Origin of the sequence: Sphingobium nicotianae (assembly GCF_018603885.1) — a bacterium.
Classification (GTDB): domain Bacteria; phylum Pseudomonadota; class Alphaproteobacteria; order Sphingomonadales; family Sphingomonadaceae; genus Sphingobium; species Sphingobium nicotianae.
On the sequence record NZ_JAHGAW010000009.1, the window covers coordinates 14,900 to 33,682 of the forward strand.

The following is an 18,783-nucleotide window of genomic DNA, read 5'->3' on the forward strand; positions in this document are numbered from 1 at the left end:
TTAGCTGTTCGGCGGGAAGAACGCCTTTTGAGGAAGACCTTATCGAAAGCTGGCAACCACGGTCTCAAGCTCGCCGAGCCGATAGGGCTTGCGCAGGATCGGCGTTCCCGCACAGGCGGGAGGCAGATCGACCTCCTCGAAGCCTGTCGTGATGACGATCGGGACCTTCTCCTCGCACAGCCGCACGGCCACCGGGATGCTGGTCTCACTGCCGAGGCTGAAGTCGAGGATCGCAAATTCGATGCTCAAGCGATCGATCAGCGCCATCGCTTCGGCCACCGAGCCCACGACTTCCACATTCTCAAAACCGATCGTCGAGAGCATCATTTCCGTGTTGAGCGCGATGATCGGCTCGTCTTCGACGACGAGGATGGTCAGGGAGGGGGCAGAGGGTGCGGGGGCCATGGCGTCGCCGGATGAACCTCTTGAAAGGGCGCAGAGAAACAGGCTGTGGAACGGGTTTCCGTTCACCAGTGCACATAGGCACAAAACAAGCGGTGCGTTTAATCGTTCCCGTCCGATCGGGCAGAAAGCGCGACGGGGCGACCAGGCTCAGGGGTAGCGCGAGAAGTCCTGCTCCTGCGAGGTCATGAATTCGAGCAGGACGGGCTTGCCCGCCTGCGTCGCCGCGATGCCGCGCCTGATCGCGGGGATGATCTCCTCGACCGTGGTGATCCGCTCGCCATGGCCGCCCAGCGCCTGCGCGAACTGCGCATAATTGCCGCCGATGTCGGTCGATCGATATTTCTCGGTCGCGGTCGGCATGATGCTCAGCTCCATCGCCATCGAGCTGTTGTTGAGCAGGATCGACATGATCGGCAGCCGCTCGCGCACCGCCGTCTCGAAATCCATGCCGGTGAAGCCGATCGCGGCGTCGCCCCACACATTGATGCAGAGCTTGTCCGGGCAGGCGAGCTTGGCGCCGAGCGCAAGGCCCAGGCCATAGCCGAGCTGCGTCGTCTTGCCCCAGCCGAGAAAAGTATGTGGCGCGGTCGTCTTCCAGAAGGGGGTGAGCTGGTCGCGCGGGGAGCCGGCATCATGCGTGATGATGGTGTTAGCGACGTCGACGGTGTGCTGCAGGTCCCACAGCACGCGATAGGGCGTGATCGGCACCTGGTTGCTGGTGAGCTTGGGCATCCACTTGGCGAGCCAGTCGTCGCTGACCGACTTGATCTGCGCCGCGACGGCGCTGGCGTCGCGCGGGGTGCCGCCGACGATCGCCTTGCACGCTTCGATCAGCGCGCGCAGCGAGAGCCTGGCGTCGCCGATCAGCGCGACGTCGGTCGCGACCGCGCGGTTGAGCTCGATCGGGTCGAGCGTTGCGTGGATCACGGTCTTGCCGGTGGGCATGCGGATGCCGAAGGCGGTGCTGGTGAAGCTGCAGCCGGCGCCCAGGATGAGGTCCGACTCCTCCAGGAAGTGGCGCACCGCATAAGGCATGGCCGCGCCGCCCGAGCCGAGCGCGAGGGGATGCGTCTCGTCGAAGCTGCTCTTGCCGGGCAGGCTGGTGCAGACGGGAATCGCGAGCAGCTCGGCCAGTTCCCTGAGCTCGGCATAGGCGCTCGCCCAGTGAATGCCCTGGCCGGCATAGATGACCGGGCGTTTGGCGGCGCACAGCAATTGGGCCGCGCGCGCGACGCTCTCGCCGTCCGGGCCGAACTTGGTGCGCAGCGCCGGCTGATAATCGACCTCGGCGCCCTCCTGCTCCAGCACGTCGAAGGGCAGCTCGACCAGCGCCGGGCCGCCGCGCCCGTTGCGCAGCGCCGTGAAGGCCCGCCGCATCACCGCGCTGGTGTGGGCCGGGAAGTTCAGCGGCTCGGCGACCTTGGTGATCTGCGCCATGTTACGCACGCTGTTATAGTTGCGCCCGACATGCGCGATCGGCGTCGCATAGCCGCCGGGCATGAACAGGATGGGGACGGATTCGCCGAAAGCCTGCGCCACGCCGGCATAGGCGACTTCCGCGCCCGGCCCGTGCTGGCAGGTGAAGACGCCGATCTTCTCGCCCTTGGTCAGGCGCGAATAAGCGTCCGCCATGTGCAGGCCGATGCGCTCCTGGCGCGGGATGATCGTGCGGATATTGCCCTCGGCCGCCGCTTCCAGCAGCGCGTTGCGCGGATAGCCGAACAGCACTTCGACGCCTTCGCGCTTGAGGATCTCAACGATGGCGTCGCAGGTTTTCATCGGCTTCTCCTTTTGTGGACCGGTCGGCGCAGGCGGTCGCTTCCTAAGCGGCCGGGCCGGTCTGCGCCAGCGAAATGGTTGGAGCGCGCAACGAAAAGATAGGAGTACGCGCGGGCGAGGGGCGTCGCTCTCCCGTCAATATCAGGCCGGGCGACGTGTCGTTGCGTTGAGTGCGAGCAGGATCGCCGGGACGACGATCGAGGCGGCCAGCCAGAACGGCGTATTCACGCCCAGATGGGCGAAGCTCAGGCCCATGGCGAGCGGGCCGAGCACGCGCGCCATCGCGCCCGTGGCGTTGTTGAGGCCGAGCACCTGCCCCTGCCGGCGGGGATCGGCGTTGCGTGAGATGAGGGCGGCGACGGTGGGATAGCTGATCGACTGGCCGAGCGCCGAGAGCGTGAGAGCCGGGATCGTCGTGACCATGCCGGTCGAGAAGGATTGCAGCAAGCTGCCGGTCACGGTCGTCGCCATGCCGACCGCCAGGACGCGGCGCTCGCCGAAGCGCTCGACCAGCGGCCCGGTGACGAAGAACTGGGTGAGGCCTGCGACGATGCCGACCACGCCGAAGCACAGGCCGACCTGACGCGGACCCCAGCCGAAGCGCGCATGCCCCCACAGGCCGAAGATCGATTCGATGCCGGAGAAGGCGCTGCCGATCAGGAAGGTGAGCAGCATCAGCCGGCTGAGCACGGGATGGCGGATGACTTCGCCGGTGGCTGCCCAGCGGCTCACCGTCGGGTGCAGCTTGCGGTCACGCACGTCAGGCTCGCGAATGAAGAGCAGCAGCGCGACGACGCAGCTGGCCGACAGGCACGCGCAGATCAGCAGCGGGATGCGAAAGCCGATCGGGCCGATGTCGGTCCGTGCGAACAATCCGCCCAGCGAGGGACCCACGATCAGTCCGATCGCGTTTGCGGCGCCCAGCCAGCTCATGCGGCGAGCACGCAGATGGGGTGGCGTCACGTCGGCGATATAGCCCTGGACGACCGAGTTGTTGCCGCTGCACAGGCCGCCCAGGAAGCGGATGATGAAAGCGATAAATGCGGTGGGCGCCTGGGTCAGCGCGAGATAGCACAGGCCGTTGCAGGTCACCGTCCACAGGAGCAGCGGCTTTCGCCCGTAGCGATCGCTCAGCCTGCCCCAGAACGGCTCGCCGAAAAAACCGCCCAGCGCGAAAGCGGAGAAGATGAGCGCGATCTCCCAGGGCTCGGCCCTGAACGACTGGGCGTAGAAAGGCAGCAGCGGCACGATGATGCCGAAGCCCAGCAGATTGAGAAAGACCACGGCGACCACCGACGCTGCCGCGAGTGTGGGATGGGCGGTGCGGTCTGGAGCGGCGGACATGGGCGGCGCATGTCGGCCGCGTCGCGCCGCGTCAATCGAAACTGTGAATGCCGCCGGGTCGGGCCGGACAAGCTGCCGCCTGAGCTAATTTGATCGTGGCCAGAGCCACTTGCCCGCTTCGAGCCCGTCGCGCCTCGTTCAGTCGTCGGGCGTCTCCAGCCCGCCTTCGATCCGCTCCAGCAACATCGAGAGAAAACCCAGATTGGCGCGGACGTCGGTCATCGGCACATTCTCGAGAAGCTTGGCGCGCAACGCGCCAGTGACGGCCAGCATCTCGCCGAGTGCCTCGAAGCCGGCCGGGGTGAGTTTCATATGCTTGTTGCGGCGATCCGACGGGTCAGGCAGGCGCTCGACCAAGCCATCCGCCTCCAGCATGTCGAGCGTACGGGTGAGGGTCGGTCCCTCGATGCCGACGCGCTTGGCGATCTGAATCTGGGTGGTGTGGGCCGGGGCATAGGCGATGGCGGACATCGCTTCCATACGCGAGGCGCTGTGGCCAAGCGTGCGCAGCTTCTCGTCAAGCAACGAGCGCCAGCGGCGACCGGCCAGGATGATCGCGATCGTCAGGCCGAGCTCAGGCGCCGGATAGCCTTCCCGAGCGGGGAGAATATTCCCGAAGATCGTTTCTTCATCGGCCATCTTGATTGCAGTATTGTCCGTCAAAATCCCAGTTCCTTCCCTCGCGACGCCGATCTCCGATCGTGCCCGGCCTCCCGGCGCCCTTTTGGGGGTTGCGCAACATTAGTTAACGGATGAAATTCATGCAACCGGGCGCACGCGACCTCTCGCGTATCGCGGACACCAGCCGTTCAGTATTGGGACTGAACAGGCCCGGGCGTTGAAGGGGCCGGGGAGACGGCGGGGATGAAAATCTCGAAACGAGGAGTGGCGGAGGGCGTTCGCACTTGATACCACCTCAATGCCGCACTGCGGCATGGAACGAGAGACAGGGGACAAGCGCATGGCGACCAACATATCCGCGACGGGAAAAAGCCTGCAGACGCGGATCGAGGATGCGCTGGTTCACCGGATCGGCAAGGACAAGCAGGCCGCGCTGCCGCACGACTGGCTGGCCGCGACTATCTATACGCTGCGTGACGAGATCATCGAGCGATGGATGGTTTCTTCGAAAGCGGCCCATGCTGCGGGTGCGAAGAGAGTCTATTATCTCAGCCTCGAATTCCTGATCGGCCGATTGCTGCGCGATGCGCTCGCCAATCTCGGCGCGTCGGAGGAGGTCGGCGCGGCACTCGCCGCGCATGGCGTCGATCTTGCCGAGATCGAGGAAATCGAGCCCGATGCCGCGCTCGGAAATGGTGGCCTTGGCCGTCTCGCCGCCTGCTTCATGGAAAGCCTCGCGACGCTCGACATCCCCGCCTATGGCTATGGCATCCGCTATGTGAACGGCATGTTCCGCCAGCGCATCGATGACGGCTGGCAGGTCGAGCTGCCGGAGAATTGGCTCGCTTACGGCAATCCCTGGGAGTTCGAGCGGCGCGAGAGTGCCTATAGAGTCGGCTTCGGCGGAGAGGTGATCGGTGACGCGGACGGTAAGGTTACCTGGGCGCCGGCCGAGACCGTGATCGCCTCGGCGGTGGACACACCGGTGGTCGGCTGGCGCGGCAAGCGCGTCAACACGCTGCGGCTGTGGAACGCCTTCCCCACCGACCCGATCCATCTCGATGCCTTCAACGCAGGCGATCATGCAGGCGCGCTTGCCGGGCAGGTGCGCGCGGAAAGCTTGGTGCGCGTGCTCTATCCCGCCGACTCCACGGCGGCGGGGCAGGAGCTGCGGCTGCGGCAGGAATATTTCTTCTCGTCCGCCTCGATCCAGGACATCGTGCGGCGGCAGATGCAATATCATGGCGAGATCCGCTCGCTGCCGGACAAGGCCGCCATCCAGCTCAATGACACCCACCCGGCGGTCTCCGTCGCCGAGCTGATGCGTCTGCTGATGGACGATCACGGGCTGGACCTGGCCGAAGCCTGGGACATGACCCGCAAGACCTTCGGCTACACCAACCACACGCTGCTGCCCGAGGCCCTGGAAAGCTGGCCCTTGCCTTTGTTCGAGCGGATGCTGCCGCGCCACATGCAGATCGTCTATGCGATCAATGCGATGTTGCTGCGCGAGGCTCGCGTCAGCAAGAAGCTCGATGATGCGGCAATCGCCGCCATCTCGGTCATCGACGAAAGCGGCGAACGGCGCGTGCGGATGGCCAATCTCGCCTTCGCCGGCGCGCACAGCGTCAACGGTGTCGCCGCGCTCCACACCGAGCTGATGAAGCAGACGGTGTTCGCCGACTTCCACAAGCTTTATCCCGACCGGATCAACAACAAGACCAATGGCGTGACGCCACGCCGCTGGCTGCTGGAGTGCAATGCGGGACTCACCGGCCTGATCCGCGAGGCGATCGGCGACGGGTTCATGGACGATGCCGAGAAGCTCTCGAACCTCGCCCGCTTCGCCGACGATGCCGGTTTCGCCGAGCGCATCAAGGCCGTGAAGCGCGCGAACAAGGACGCGCTCGCCGCGCATCTGCGCAACTATATGGGCATCCGCGTCGATCCGAACGCTTTGTTCGACGTGCAGATCAAGCGCATCCATGAGTATAAGCGCCAGCTGCTCAACCTGATCGAGACCGTCTCGCTCTACGACCAGATCCGCAGCCATCCCGAGCGCGACTGGGTGCCGCGCGTCAAGATCTTCGGCGGCAAGGCGGCGCCGAGCTATCACAATGCCAAGCTGATCATCAAGCTGGCGAACGACATCGCGCGGCGGGTCAACAGTGACCCGTCGGTGGGCGGGCTGCTCAAGGTGGTGTTCGTGCCCAATTACAATGTGAGCCTCGCCGAGAAGATCATCCCTGCCGCCGACCTCTCGGAGCAGATCTCGACCGCCGGCATGGAAGCCTCGGGCACCGGCAACATGAAGTTCGCGCTCAACGGTGCACTGACGATCGGTACGCTCGACGGTGCCAATATCGAGATCAAGGATCATGTCGGCGACGAGAATATCGTCATCTTCGGCCTCAATGCCGATCAGGTCGCCGAGAAGCGCTCGAATGGCTATAATCCGCGCGAGGTCATCGAGGGTTCGCGCGAATTGCAGCAAGCCGTGAGCGCCATCGCATCGGGCGTTTTTTCACCGGACGATCCCGACCGGTACAAGGACCTGATCGGCGGCCTTTACGACCATGACTGGTTCATGGTCGCGGCCGATTTCGAAAGCTATAGCGACGCGCAGCGCGCCGTCGACAGGCGCTGGCTGGACACGCATGGCTGGCAGGCGGCTGCAATCCGGAACATTGCCAATGTTGGTTGGTTCTCTTCAGACCGTACCATTGCGGAATATGCGAAAGAGATCTGGGGCGTGATGTGAAACCACCCAAGGCGGCTATCGAAGCGCTGCTTGCGGGCACTCACGCTGATCCCTTCTCGCTTCTGGGCGTTCATGAGGGCCCCCAAGGGATTTTCGCGCGCGCGATCATTCCCGGTGCCCAAAACGTTGCCGCGCATGATCTGGCCGGCGGCCTGCTCGGCACGCTAGAGCGGGTGGACCAGCGCGGCCTGTTCGAAGGCGTGATCGCGGGACCCCGCCAGCCGGTCAGATATCATGCGATCGGCGGGGAGGGCGCCTGGTGGGTGAGCGATCCCTACAGTTTCGGCCCGGTGCTCGGTCCGCTCGACGATCTGCTGATGGCCGAGGGCACGCATTTCCGCCTGTTCGACAAGCTCGGCGCGCATCTCATCGAGCATGAGGGCGCGCGCGGCGTGCATTTCGCGGTGTGGGCGCCCAATGCGCGGCGCGTCGCGCTGCTCGGCAATTTCAACGATTGGGACGGGCGCCGTCACGGCATGCGCCGCCGCGCCGACATCGGCGTCTGGGAAATCTTTCTGCCCGACATCGGCGAATGGCAGGCCTACAAGTTCGAGATCACCGGCCCGGACGGAAAGATCGTGCCGCTCAAGGCCGACCCTTTCGCCTTTGCCTCGGAGCTGCGGCCCGCCACCGCCTCGATGACGCGGACGATCGGCAAGGCCGACTGGGCCGACGACGCGCATCGCGCCTATTGGACGTCGGTCGATCCGCGCCGCGTGCCGATCAGCATCTACGAGGTGCATGCCGGATCCTGGGACCGCGACGAGCATGGCTGGTTCCTGACCTGGGATGCACTGGCCGAGCGGCTCATCCCCTATGTCGTCGATCTGGGCTTCACTCATATCGAGTTCCTGCCGATCTCCGAGCATCCCTATGATCCGAGCTGGGGTTATCAGACGACCGGGCTCTATGCGCCGAGCGCGCGCTTCGGCGATCCCGTCGGCTTCGCGCGCTTCGTCGAGGGCGCGCACAAGGCGGGAGTCGGCGTGCTGCTCGACTGGGTGCCGGCGCATTTCCCGACCGACGCGCACGGCCTCGCCCGCTTCGACGGCACCGCGCTCTACGAGCATGAGGATCCGCGCCTCGGCCATCATCCGGACTGGGACACGGCGATCTACAATTTCGGGCGGCGCGAGGTGTCGAGCTTCCTCGTCAATAATGCCTTGTTTTGGGCCGAGCGCTACCATGTCGACGGGCTGCGCGTGGATGCCGTCGCCTCGATGCTCTACCGCGATTACAGTCGGGAAGCGGGGGAGTGGATACCCAATGCACAGGGCGGCCGTGAGAATTGGGAAGCGGTCGCTTTCCTGCGGGCCATGAACAAGGCGGTGTATGGCGCGCAGCCGGGCATCCTCACCATGGCCGAGGAATCGACATCCTGGCCCGGCGTCACGCATCCTGTCCATGACAATGGCCTGGGGTTCGGCTTCAAGTGGAACATGGGCTTCATGCACGACACGCTGAGCTACATGGCGCGTGACCCGATCCACCGGCGCCATCATCATGACGAGATCACGTTCGGCCTCATGTACGCCTTCGCCGAGAATTTCGTGCTGCCCTTGAGCCATGACGAGGTGGTTCACGGCAAGGGATCGCTGCTGGGCAAGATGTCCGGCGACGACTGGCAGAAATTCGCCAATCTGCGCGCTTATTATGCGCTGATGTGGGGCTATCCGGGGAAGAAGCTGCTGTTCATGGGGCAGGAATTCGCGCAACGCCGCGAATGGAGCGAGGAGCGGGCGCTGGATTGGGATCTGCGCGGCGCGCCGGCGCACGAAGGCGTGCGCAACCTGGTGCGCGATCTCAACCGGCTCTATCGCGAGCTGCCGGCCCTGCATGCGCGCGATTGCGAGGGTGACGGCTTCGAATGGCTGATCGTCGACGACCGCGACAATTCCGTCTTCGCCTGGCTGCGCAAGGCGCCGGATGGGAAGCCGGTGGCGATCATCGCCAACATGACTCCCGCGACGCGATCGGGCTATCGGGTGCCGCTGCCGGTGGATGGCGACTGGGCCGAAATATTGAACAGCGACGCAACCAACTATGGCGGCGGCGGTATCGGAAATATGGGCAAGGTGACGGCGCGGGACGGCGGCGCGCTCATCACTTTGCCACCTCTTGCGACGATCATGCTGCTGAGCGAAGGATAGTGGGATATGGGAATGCCGCTGCGGGAAATCAGAGGCCAGCCGCTGGCGCGTGACGCCATGGCTTATGTGCTGGCCGGTGGGCGCGGCAGCCGCCTGATGGAGCTGACCGACAATCGCGCCAAGCCCGCGGTCTATTTCGGCGGCATGTCGCGCATCATCGACTTCGCGCTCTCCAACGCGCTCAATTCCGGCATCCGCCGCATCGGCGTCGCCACGCAATACAAGGCGCACTCGCTGATCCGCCACATGCAGCGCGCCTGGAACTTCATGCGGCCCGAGCGCAACGAGAGCTTCGACATCCTGCCCGCCTCGCAGCGCATCGACGAGTTCCATTGGTATGAGGGCACTGCCGACGCAGTGTTCCAGAATATCGACATCATCCAGGCGCACGATCCGCGCTACATCGTCGTGCTGGCGGGCGATCATATCTACAAGATGGATTATGAGATCATGCTGCAGCAGCATGTGCAGAGCGGCGCGGACGTGACGGTCGGCTGCCTGGAAGTGCCGCGCATGCAGGCGACCGGCTTCGGCGTAATGGCCGTGGACGAGGATGCCCGCATCACCGCCTTCGTCGAGAAGCCCGCCGATCCGCCGGCCATGCCGGGCAAGCCCGATGTCGCGCTCGCCTCGATGGGCATCTATGTTTTCGACACGCAGTTCCTGTTCGACCAACTCCGCCGCGATGCCGAAACGCCCGGGAGCAAGCGCGATTTTGGCGGTGACATCATTCCCTACATCGTCAAGCACGGGAAGGCGGTCGCCCATCTCTTCTCACAAAGCGCCATCCGCGCCGCCGAGGAGATCGAAGAATATTGGCGCGATGTGGGCACACTGGATGCCTATTGGGAAGCCAATATCGACCTGACCGACGTCGTCCCCAAACTCAACATGTACGACCGCGACTGGCCGATCTGGACCGACCAGATCGTCGCCGCGCCGGCCAAGTTCGTGCATGACGAGGAGGGGCGGCGCGGCATGGCGGTCTCCTCGCTCATCTCGCAGGATTGCATCGTTTCGGGTGCGAGTGCCTATCGCAGCCTGCTCTTCACGGGGGTGAAGATGGGCAGCTATTCGGACGTCAAGGAAGGCGTGATCCTGCCCTATTGCAACATCGGCCGGGGAGCGCGGCTGAACCGGGTGATCGTCGACAGCGGTGTGCGCATTCCCGAAGGGCTTGTCGTCGGCGAGGATCCGCAGCTCGACGCGCGGCGTTTCCAGCGGACGGAGAGCGGGATCTGCCTGATCACCAAGACCATGATCGACCGGCTGGGCTGATTTTTATAACCCCTCCCCTTGAGGGGAGGGATAGGGGTGGGGCTCCGCGACCGAACAAGGTGCTGCTGGGCCTTTCCCACCCCTTCCCCCTTCCCTAAAGGAGAGGGGCTTACCGATCCTCCTTTCTTCGCTTGTGGGGCTAAGAGATCATCGTTGACTGACCTCACCGTCCTTTCCGTCGCGTCCGAATGCTGGCCGCTGGTCAAGACCGGCGGGCTTGCCGATGTCGTGGGCGCGCTCCCCGCGGCGGTGGCGCCGCACGGCATCGCCATGACGCGTTTCCTGCCTGGCTATCCCGCGGTGATGCGCGCGCTGGGCCGAAAGCGGACGGTGCACAAATATGCGGCTCTGCTCGGCACGCCCGCGCGCATCCTCGCCGGCCGGCATGACGATCGGCCGATCCTCGTGCTCGACGCGCCGGCCTTCTATGATCGCGACGGCGGACCCTATGCCGACGCCATGGGGCGCGACTGGTTCGACAATGGCCTGCGCTTCGCGGCGCTGGCGAAGGCGGGCGCCGACATCGCGACCGGCCGCGCCGGCGTGAAAGCGTTCGACGTACTGCACGCCCATGACTGGCAGGCGGGGCTGGCCCCGGCCTATCTCGTTTATGGCGATGCGTCCGAGCGCCGCCCGGCCAGCGTCATGACCGTCCACAACATGGCGTTCCAGGGCTATTTCGGCGCTGATTTCTTTCCCCGGCTGGAGCTGCCGCGCACGGCCTTCTCGATCGAGGGTGTCGAATATCATGGCGGCGTCGGCATGCTGAAAGCGGGCATGATGCTGGCCGATGCGATCACGACGGTCAGCCCGGGCTATGCCGACGAGATCCGCAAGCCGCAATTCGGCATGGGTCTCGAAGGACTGATCGAGGGGCGACAGGATCGCCTTTCCGGCATCGTCAACGGCATCGACACGCAGCAATGGAATCCGGCGACCGACGCGGCGCTCGCCGCCCCCTTCACCGCGAAGACGCTCGGCGCGCGCATGGGCAACAAGCGTGCCGTCGAGGCGGCGTTCGGCCTGACGCCGGACCATGGACCGCTGTTCACCGTCATCAGCCGGCTGACGTGGCAGAAGGGCATGGATGTGCTCATTGAGGTGATCGATCATCTCGTCGGCCTCGGCGGGCGGCTGGCGCTGCTCGGCACTGGCGATGCCGCGATCGAGGCGGGGCTGCATGCAGCCGCGGCGCGTCATCCCGGACGGGTCGGCATCCGCATCGGCTATGACGAGGAACTTGCGCATCTCCTGCAGGGCGGGGCGGATGCAATCCTGGTGCCTTCCCGGTTCGAGCCGTGCGGGCTCACGCAGCTTTATGGCCTGGCCTATGGCTGTGTGCCCGTGGTGGCGCGAACGGGCGGGCTGGGGGACACTGTGGTCGACGCCAATGTCGCCGCGATCGCTGCCAGGGCCGCGACCGGCATCCAGTTCTCGCCGGTGAACTACGAGGGACTCGCCGACGCGATCACCCGCACGATCCGGCTCTATGGCGATGCGCCGACGTGGCGGCAGATCCAGCGAAGCGGCATGGCGACCGACTTTTCATGGGCGAAGAGCGGAGCGGATTATGCTGCGCTCTATCGGGGCCTCAAGGAGCAGCAATGACGATCCTCACCATCGCGACGACGCCCTTCGACGGACAGAAACCCGGCACCTCCGGCCTGCGCAAGAAAGTGCGCGTCTTCCAGCAGCCCAATTATTCAGAGAATTTCATCCAGTCGGTCTTCGATGTGGTGGATGACAAGGACGGCGCGCTGCTCGTCATCGGCGGCGACGGGCGTTACCACAATCGCACGGTCATCCAGCAGGCGATCCGCATGGCGGCGGCCAACGGCTTTGGCAAGGTGATGGTCGGGCAGGGCGGCATCCTGTCGACGCCGGCCGCAAGCCATCTCATCCGGCATTATAAGGCGATTGGCGGGCTGGTGCTCTCGGCGAGCCACAATCCGGGCGGGCCGGACGAGGATTTCGGCATCAAATATAATGTCGCCAACGGCGGACCGGCGCCGGAGAAGGTGACCGAGGCGATCTACGCGCGGACGCAGACGATCGATCGCTGGCTGACGGTCGACGCGGCGGACATCGACCTGGATGCCATCGGAACGGTCAGTGTCGGCGGCATGACGGTGGAGATCGTCGACAGCGTGGCCGATTATGCGGCGCTGATGGAGACGTTGTTCGACTTCGACGCGATCGGCGCGATGGCGGCCGGGGGCTTCACCATGGCCTTCGATGCGATGAGCGCGGTGACCGGGCCCTATGCGCACGAGATTTTCGAGCGGCGGCTGGGCTTCGCGGCCGGCACGGTGCGTAATGGCACGCCGCTTGAGGATTTCGGCCATCATCATCCCGACCCGAACCTTGTTCATGCCAAGGCGCTCTACGACCTCATGATGGGCGCGGATGCGCCGGACTTCGGCGCGGCATCGGATGGCGATGGCGACCGCAATCTGATCATCGGCAAGGGACGCTTCGTGACGCCCTCGGATTCGCTCGCGATGCTGGCCGCCAATGCGCATCTGGCCAAGGGCTATGCCGGCGGCCTCAAGGGGATCGCGCGCTCGATGCCGACCAGCGCGGCGGCGGACCGGGTGGCGCAGGCGCTGGGCCTGCCCTGCTATGAGACGCCGACGGGCTGGAAGTTCTTCGGCAACCTGCTCGATGCCGGCTTGGTGACGATCTGCGGCGAGGAAAGCGCGGGGACAGGCAGCGATCATGTCCGCGAGAAGGATGGCGTCTGGGCGGTGCTGCTCTGGCTCAACATCCTGGCCGTGCGCCGGATTCCGGTCGATGCGCTGGCGCGTGACCATTGGGCGCAGTTCGGGCGGAACTATTATGCGCGGCATGATTATGAGGGCATCGAGACCGACAGGGCCAATGCGCTGATGGCCGAACTGACGGCGTCGCTGCCGTCGCTGCCGGGGCGCAGCGTCGGACCGCTCACCGTCGCGGCGGCGGACAGTTTCGCCTATGCCGATCCGGTCGACGGCTCGATCAGCGCCAATCAGGGGTTGCGCGTGATGTTCGGCGACGACGCGTGGATCGTCTTCCGCTTGTCCGGCACCGGCACCGAGGGGGCGACCTTGCGTGTCTATCTCGAGACCGTCCAGGGACCCGATGGCGTGCTGGACGCGGAAACGCCGGCTATGCTGGCCGATCTCGTCACCGCCGCGGATGCGATCGCCGGCATCGCGCGCCATACCGGGCGGACGGCGCCTGATGTCGTGACGTGAGCGATCTGCGCGGGGCTCGCCTGACACGCGGTGGCGCGGAATTCGCCGTCTGGGCGCCGGATGCTGGCGCCCTCACGCTCTGCCTGTTCGACGGTGAGGCCGAGCGACATGTGACGATGGCCCGCGACGGTGACGTCTGGCGCGCCGAGGTGCCCGCGATCGGGGCCGGGCAGCTTTATGGCTTTCGCGCGGCGGGGGAGTGGGCGCCCGAGCGCGGCCTCTGGTTCGATCCCGCCAAGCTGCTGGTCGACCCCTATGCGACCGCGATCGACCGCGTGTTCGTCCATGATCCGCGGCTTGGCGAACGCGGCGTCGATACGGCGGGGCTGGTGCCCAGATCGGTGATCGAGGCGCCGCTCACCGACATGCGCCGGACGCCGCCGCGCTTCGTGCCGGGCGGGCTGATCTACGAGATCAATGTGCGCGGCTTCACGATGCTGCACCCCGATGTTGCGCAGCATGAACGCGGGACCGTGGCAGCGCTCGCGCATCCGGCGGTGATCGCGCATCTCAGGAAACTGAGGGTCGCGGCCGTCGAACTCATGCCGATCGTCGCCTGGATCGACGAGCGACACCTGCCGCCGCTGGGGCTGACCAATGTCTGGGGCTACAACCCCGTCGTACCGATGGCGCTTGATCCGCGGCTGTGCCCCGGCGGGATGGCGGAACTGCGCGAGACGGTCGCGGCACTGCATCGGGCGGGGATCGGCGTCGTGCTCGATCTCGTGTTCAACCATACGGGGGAGAGCGACCGATTGGGGGCGACGCTCTCGATGCGCGGACTGGGTGAGCGCGCTTATTATGCGCTGGAGCCCGGCGGTCGGCTGATCAACGACACCGGCACGGGCAACACGCTCAACTGCGCGGAGCCGGAGGTGCGCGCGCTGGTCCTCGCCAGCCTGCGTCATTTCGTGCGGCAGGCGGGTGTCGACGGCTTCCGCTTCGATCTTGCCACGGTCATGGCGCGGGGACCGGGCTTCGATGCGCAGGCGCCGATCTTCCACGAGATCGCCGCCGATCCCTGGCTCGCCGACCGGTTGCTGATCGCCGAACCGTGGGACATAGGACCGGGCGGCTATCAGCTTGGCCAATTTCCGGCGGACTGGCTCGAATGGAACGACCGGTATCGCGACGATGTCCGCCGCTTCTGGCGCGGCGAGGAGGGCATCGGGGCGCTGGTGACGCGGATTGCCGGCTCTTCCGACATTTTCGGCAAGCCCACTCGCAGCGTCAATTTCCTGGCCGCGCACGACGGCTTCACGCTGGCCGACACGGTGACGTACGCGACCAAGCATAACGAGGCCAATGGCGAGCAGAATCGCGACGGGCATGACGAGAATTTCAGCTGGAATCACGGCGCCGAGGGCCCCAGCGATGACCCGGACGTGATTGCGCGGCGCCAGGCGGACCTGCGCGCCTTGCTCGCGACCCTGTTCGCCTCGACCGGGGCGATCATGCTGACCGCCGGGGACGAGTTCGGCCGCACCCAGCGCGGGAACAACAATGCCTATGCGCAGGACAATGCGCTGAGCTGGGTCGACTGGGCGGGGCGCGATCTGGGGCTGGAGGATTTCACGGCGGCGCTGTCGGCGGCGCGGGCCGCGCATCTCGACCATTTTACGCGTTTCCCGGAGCCGGGCCGGTGGATGCGGGCCGATGGGGCCGAGATGAGCGTCGCGGACTGGGAAGCGCCGCAGACGCAGGTCGTGTATTACGAAGCCGCTTTGGTCGGCGGAGGGACCTTCCGCCTGACGATTGATCGTGCGGAACGGCGCGTATCGACATCGATCTTCACTGATGATGAATCTGGTTTATGATGTAAATACAATGTGTTGGTTCTTATAACCTCACGAACATCGCACGTGTGAGGCATGGCGTTTTTGGCAAAAGCTTACCGAGGGCGAGACAGGGCAGTGATTTCGGGGATTGGGCTCACGGGATCAAAGAGCAAGCGCGGTCGGGCGCTTGACGATAGTGCCATGACAGCGGGTCTGTAGGACAGGGACGAACCGGACCTGTGGGCGCTCGGCGCGCATTGGGAGGTGTCCCAGGCCAATTAATCGAAACATCGTATCACATGCCGTAACAAAAATGCCTGTCTGTCGTTGACAAGGTCAACCGCTTCTTCAAGATCGAGGGGAGAGGAGAAGCGAGTCATGTATGATGCCAAGGATCCGCGATCGAAGATGAAGCAGAGCTCGGAAACGGCGGGGAAGCAGCCGGTGCTCGATTATGCCGACGTGGAGTTGATGGAATTTCACAAGAGCCCGCCGCAGGAAAGCGGCCCGGGCTACAAGACCTGGTACGGCCGCGGCCAGAATTTCGTGCTGGCCTATACGGAAGCCGAACCCGGTACGGTGCTCTCGCGCGACGACCAGCCCGACGAATATATGACCTTCTTCCCGGAGAAGCGGACGGTGGTCGACATCGAGACCGCCAATGGCAGCGCGAGCGACGTGCGCTACAAGCTCGCGATCATCCCGCCGGGCGCGAGCAAGATCACGGTGAAGGAGGGTGGGCAGGTGGTCCGCCTGTTCAGCTCGGTCGCGCCGGATCTGTGCGAGATCAGCGCCAATGCGGAGAGCTATCGCGAGCCGCATCCGAACATCGCGCCTTACCAGCCCTGGCCCAATCCGCCCGAGGGCTTCAAGCTGCGCCTGTATCCGATGGATGCGCAGAACGCGCCGGGCCAGTTCATGAACCTGTACCGCTCCACCAATCTCATGATCAACCTGTTCCCGGTGGTCGATGTGGAGCGCGATCAGGATCGCCTGTCGCCGCACAGCCACGAGGATTTCGAGCAATGCTCGCTGACCTTGCAGGGCAATTACCGCCACTATCTGCGCTGGCCCTGGATCCCCAACCGGAAGGCCTGGCGCGACGATCGCATCATCGATTGCGAGTCTCCGTCGATCACGGTCATCCCTTCGCAGGTGGTCCACACGTCGATCCCGACGCCCAAGCCACCGTGCCACCTGATCGACATCTTCGCGCCGCCGCGCTTCGATTTCTCGCGGATGGACGGCTGGGTGAAGAATGCCGACGAATATCCGATGCCGTGATATCCGGTGGGCTTCGGGATGATGGCGGGCTCATCATTCCCGAAGCCGCCAACGCCGACTGTCCCGGTTCGGCGCGCCATTGTTGACATTGTCCAAAATTATGTCGAAAGCCTCGGCGTTCGTCCGGCAGGCGTGCGTGAAAGGATTCGGTAGCGGCACTCTTCGTCGATGAGAAGTGTCCTCCTTTCGCGTCGCGGCTGCCGACGCAGGATGCCCGATCGGTGATTCAGCCAGTGCCTGTCTCACTCTGTCGCTCGGGCAGGACAGAAGGAGAGGCGTACATGCAAGATTTCAGCGGCCAATTGGCGTTCATCACCGGCGGCGCATCGGGCGCGGGCTTTGGCCAGGCCAAGGTCTTCGGACGGGCCGGCGCGGAGATCGTCATCGCCGACGTGCGCGCGGAGGCCATCGAAACGGCGCTGACCGAGCTGCGCGAACTGCAGATCAAATGCCATGGCATCGTGCTCGATATCATGGATCGCGACGCCTATGCGAAGGCCGCCGATGGGGTCGAGACGGTGTTTGGCCGCGCCCCGACCATTCTTTCCAACACGGCGGGCGTGAACAGCTTCGGGCCGATCGAGCTCACCACCTATGATGACTTTGACTGGATCATCGGCGTCAATCTGAATGGCGTGATCAACGGCTGCGTCACCTTCATCCCGCGCATGATCAAGGCAGGGGTGCCGGGCCACATCGTCACCGTCTCGTCGCTCGGCGGCTTCATGGGCAGCGCGCTGGCCGGGCCATATTCGGCCGCCAAGGCCGCGAGCATCAACCTGATGGAGGGCTATCGCCAGGGCCTCGCCAAATATGACATCGGCGTATCGGTGGCGACCCCGGCCAACATCAAGTCGAACATCGCCGAAGCCTCGCGCCTGCGCCCCGCCAAATATGGCACCAGCGGCTATGTCGAGAACGAGGAGTCGATCGCCTCGCTCCACTCGATCCACCAGCACGGCCTGGAGCCCGAGGCGCTCGGCCAGGCGATCTACAAGGGCATTCAGGAGAATGCGCTCTACATCATCCCTTATCCCGAGGTGCGCGAGGGGCTGGAGAAGCATTTCCAGGCGATCATCGACTCGGTCGCGCCGATGGACAGCGATCCCGAGGGCGCAAAGCAGCGCGTCGAGGCGCTGGTCAACTGGGGCCGCGACCGCACCCGCGTCTTCGCCGAGGGCAACAAGGAAGGCGCCTGACGAAATTTGCGGGCGTTGGCGATCGCATCGCCGCGCCCTTTGCCGCATGATGCATCACGCGATTAGGAGACAGACATGACCCTCAAACTCTACAGCTTCGGCCCCGGAGCCAACAGCCTCAAGCCGCTTGCCACACTCTACGAAAAAGGGCTGAAGTTCGAGCCGGTCTTTGTCGATCCCGCCAAGTTCGAGCAGCATTCGGACTGGTTCAAGGCGATCAACCCCCGCGGTCAGGTGCCCGCGCTCTGGCACGACGGCAAGGTTGTTACCGAATCGACGGTGATCTGCGAATATCTCGAGGACGTCTTCCCCGAGGCTGGCAATTCGCTGCGGCCCGCCGATCCCTTCAAGCGCGCCGAGATGCGCGTGTGGACCAAGTGGGTCGACGAGTATTTCTGCTGGTGTGTCTCCACCATCGGCTGGGCCTATGGCATCAAGGCGATTGCGCAGAAGATGACCGACGAGGAGTTCGAGGAGCATGTCACGACGAAGGTGACGATCCCCGAGCAGCAGGTGAAGTGGCGGCGCGCGCGCAACGGCTTCCCGCAGGAGATGCTGGACGAGGAATTCCGCAAGGTCGGCGTCTCGGTCGCGCGGCTGGAGGAGACGCTCTCGAAGCAGGATTATCTGGTCGACAGCGGCTACAGCCTCGCCGACATCTGTAACTTCGCCATCGCCAATGGCCTGCAGCGCCCCGGTGGCTTCTTCCAGGACTATGTGAACGAGCAGAAGACGCCGGGCCTGTGCGCCTGGCTCGACCGCGTCAACGCGCGGCCGGCGATCAAGGAGATGTTCGCCAAGGCCAAGCGCGAGGAACTGCTGAAGGACGCCGACAAGAAGGTGCAGGCGTAAAGGTGCAGGCGTAAGCGCAGATCGAGGACATTCCCTCATCCGTTCGGGCTGAGCCTGTCGAAGCCTCGCCCTTTTCTTGAAGAAGGACAGCCTTCG

The 18,783-nt window shown here is 64.8% G+C and carries 12 protein-coding genes and 1 pseudogene; 9 read left to right on the top strand and 4 right to left on the bottom strand.

Annotation, left to right across the window (positions count from 1 at the left end):
• Positions 1-39: 39 nt before the first annotated feature.
• From KK488_RS13935 to KK488_RS13950, 4 genes and pseudogenes are all read right to left on the bottom strand, one after another.
• Positions 40-405, bottom strand: coding sequence for a response regulator (locus tag KK488_RS13935; RefSeq protein ID WP_214624305.1), 366 nt, complete (start codon positions 403-405; stop codon positions 40-42).
• A gap of 147 nt (positions 406-552) precedes the next feature.
• Positions 553-2,199 (bottom strand): annotated as a pseudogene (locus tag KK488_RS13940) (thiamine pyrophosphate-requiring protein); the annotation flags it as partial.
• A 126-nt stretch (positions 2,200-2,325) separates the two neighbouring features.
• Positions 2,326-3,528, bottom strand: coding sequence for an MFS transporter (locus KK488_RS13945; RefSeq protein WP_214624307.1), 1,203 nt, complete (start codon positions 3,526-3,528; stop codon positions 2,326-2,328).
• Positions 3,529-3,666: 138 nt separating this feature from the next.
• Positions 3,667-4,191 (bottom strand): MarR family winged helix-turn-helix transcriptional regulator, encoded by a 525-nt coding sequence (locus KK488_RS13950; protein WP_214624308.1) that lies wholly within the window; start codon positions 4,189-4,191, stop codon positions 3,667-3,669.
• Between the two features lie 298 nt (positions 4,192-4,489).
• Here KK488_RS13950 and KK488_RS13955 point away from each other — a divergent pair, with 298 nt between their 5' ends.
• The 9 genes from KK488_RS13955 to KK488_RS13995 all read left to right on the top strand — a co-directional run bounded on the left by KK488_RS13955 (position 4,490) and on the right by KK488_RS13995 (position 18,687).
• Positions 4,490-6,910 (top strand): glycogen/starch/alpha-glucan phosphorylase, encoded by a 2,421-nt coding sequence (locus tag KK488_RS13955; protein WP_214624500.1) that lies wholly within the window; start codon positions 4,490-4,492, stop codon positions 6,908-6,910.
• A complete protein-coding gene (gene glgB, locus KK488_RS13960; RefSeq protein ID WP_214624309.1) occupies positions 6,907-9,060 on the top strand; it encodes a 1,4-alpha-glucan branching protein GlgB in 2,154 nt (717 codons plus the stop codon). Before KK488_RS13955 ends, glgB begins: the two co-directional genes overlap by 4 nt.
• Positions 9,061-9,072: 12 nt before the next feature.
• Positions 9,073-10,338, top strand: coding sequence for a glucose-1-phosphate adenylyltransferase (gene glgC / locus KK488_RS13965; RefSeq protein ID WP_214624501.1), 1,266 nt, complete (start codon positions 9,073-9,075; stop codon positions 10,336-10,338).
• Between the two features lie 153 nt (positions 10,339-10,491).
• Complete coding sequence (glgA, locus tag KK488_RS13970) at positions 10,492-11,946, top strand: glycogen synthase GlgA (RefSeq protein ID WP_214624310.1); 1,455 nt, start codon at positions 10,492-10,494, stop codon at positions 11,944-11,946.
• Positions 11,943-13,574, top strand: coding sequence for an alpha-D-glucose phosphate-specific phosphoglucomutase (locus tag KK488_RS13975; RefSeq protein WP_214624311.1), 1,632 nt, complete (start codon positions 11,943-11,945; stop codon positions 13,572-13,574). The genes glgA and KK488_RS13975 overlap by 4 nt, the downstream gene beginning before the upstream one ends.
• A complete protein-coding gene (gene glgX, locus KK488_RS13980; protein WP_214624312.1) occupies positions 13,571-15,391 on the top strand; it encodes a glycogen debranching protein GlgX in 1,821 nt (606 codons plus the stop codon). The genes KK488_RS13975 and glgX overlap by 4 nt, the downstream gene beginning before the upstream one ends.
• Positions 15,392-15,730: 339 nt before the next feature.
• Positions 15,731-16,636: a cupin domain-containing protein gene (locus KK488_RS13985; RefSeq protein WP_214624313.1), complete on the top strand. Its 906-nt coding sequence runs from the start codon at positions 15,731-15,733 to the stop codon at positions 16,634-16,636.
• A gap of 281 nt (positions 16,637-16,917) precedes the next feature.
• Entirely contained in the window at positions 16,918-17,835 is a 918-nt protein-coding gene (locus tag KK488_RS13990; protein WP_214624314.1) for an SDR family NAD(P)-dependent oxidoreductase, read from the top strand.
• Between the two features lie 75 nt (positions 17,836-17,910).
• On the top strand, positions 17,911-18,687 hold the full coding sequence (locus KK488_RS13995; RefSeq protein WP_214624315.1) for a glutathione S-transferase family protein: 777 nt from the start codon (positions 17,911-17,913) through the stop codon (positions 18,685-18,687).
• Positions 18,688-18,783: the final 96 nt, after the last annotated feature.

Coding starts and splice junctions, on each gene's coding strand:
- KK488_RS13935 (WP_214624305.1), bottom strand. CDS start 405: ATGGCCCCCGCACCCTCTGCCCCCTCCCTGACCATCCTCGTCGTCGAA.
- KK488_RS13945 (WP_214624307.1), bottom strand. CDS start 3,528: ATGTCCGCCGCTCCAGACCGCACCGCCCATCCCACACTCGCGGCAGCG.
- KK488_RS13955 (WP_214624500.1), top strand. CDS start 4,490: ATGGCGACCAACATATCCGCGACGGGAAAAAGCCTGCAGACGCGGATC.
- glgC (WP_214624501.1), top strand. CDS start 9,073: ATGCCGCTGCGGGAAATCAGAGGCCAGCCGCTGGCGCGTGACGCCATG.
- KK488_RS13975 (WP_214624311.1), top strand. CDS start 11,943: ATGACGATCCTCACCATCGCGACGACGCCCTTCGACGGACAGAAACCC.
- KK488_RS13985 (WP_214624313.1), top strand. CDS start 15,731: ATGTATGATGCCAAGGATCCGCGATCGAAGATGAAGCAGAGCTCGGAA.
- KK488_RS13990 (WP_214624314.1), top strand. CDS start 16,918: ATGCAAGATTTCAGCGGCCAATTGGCGTTCATCACCGGCGGCGCATCG.
- KK488_RS13995 (WP_214624315.1), top strand. CDS start 17,911: ATGACCCTCAAACTCTACAGCTTCGGCCCCGGAGCCAACAGCCTCAAG.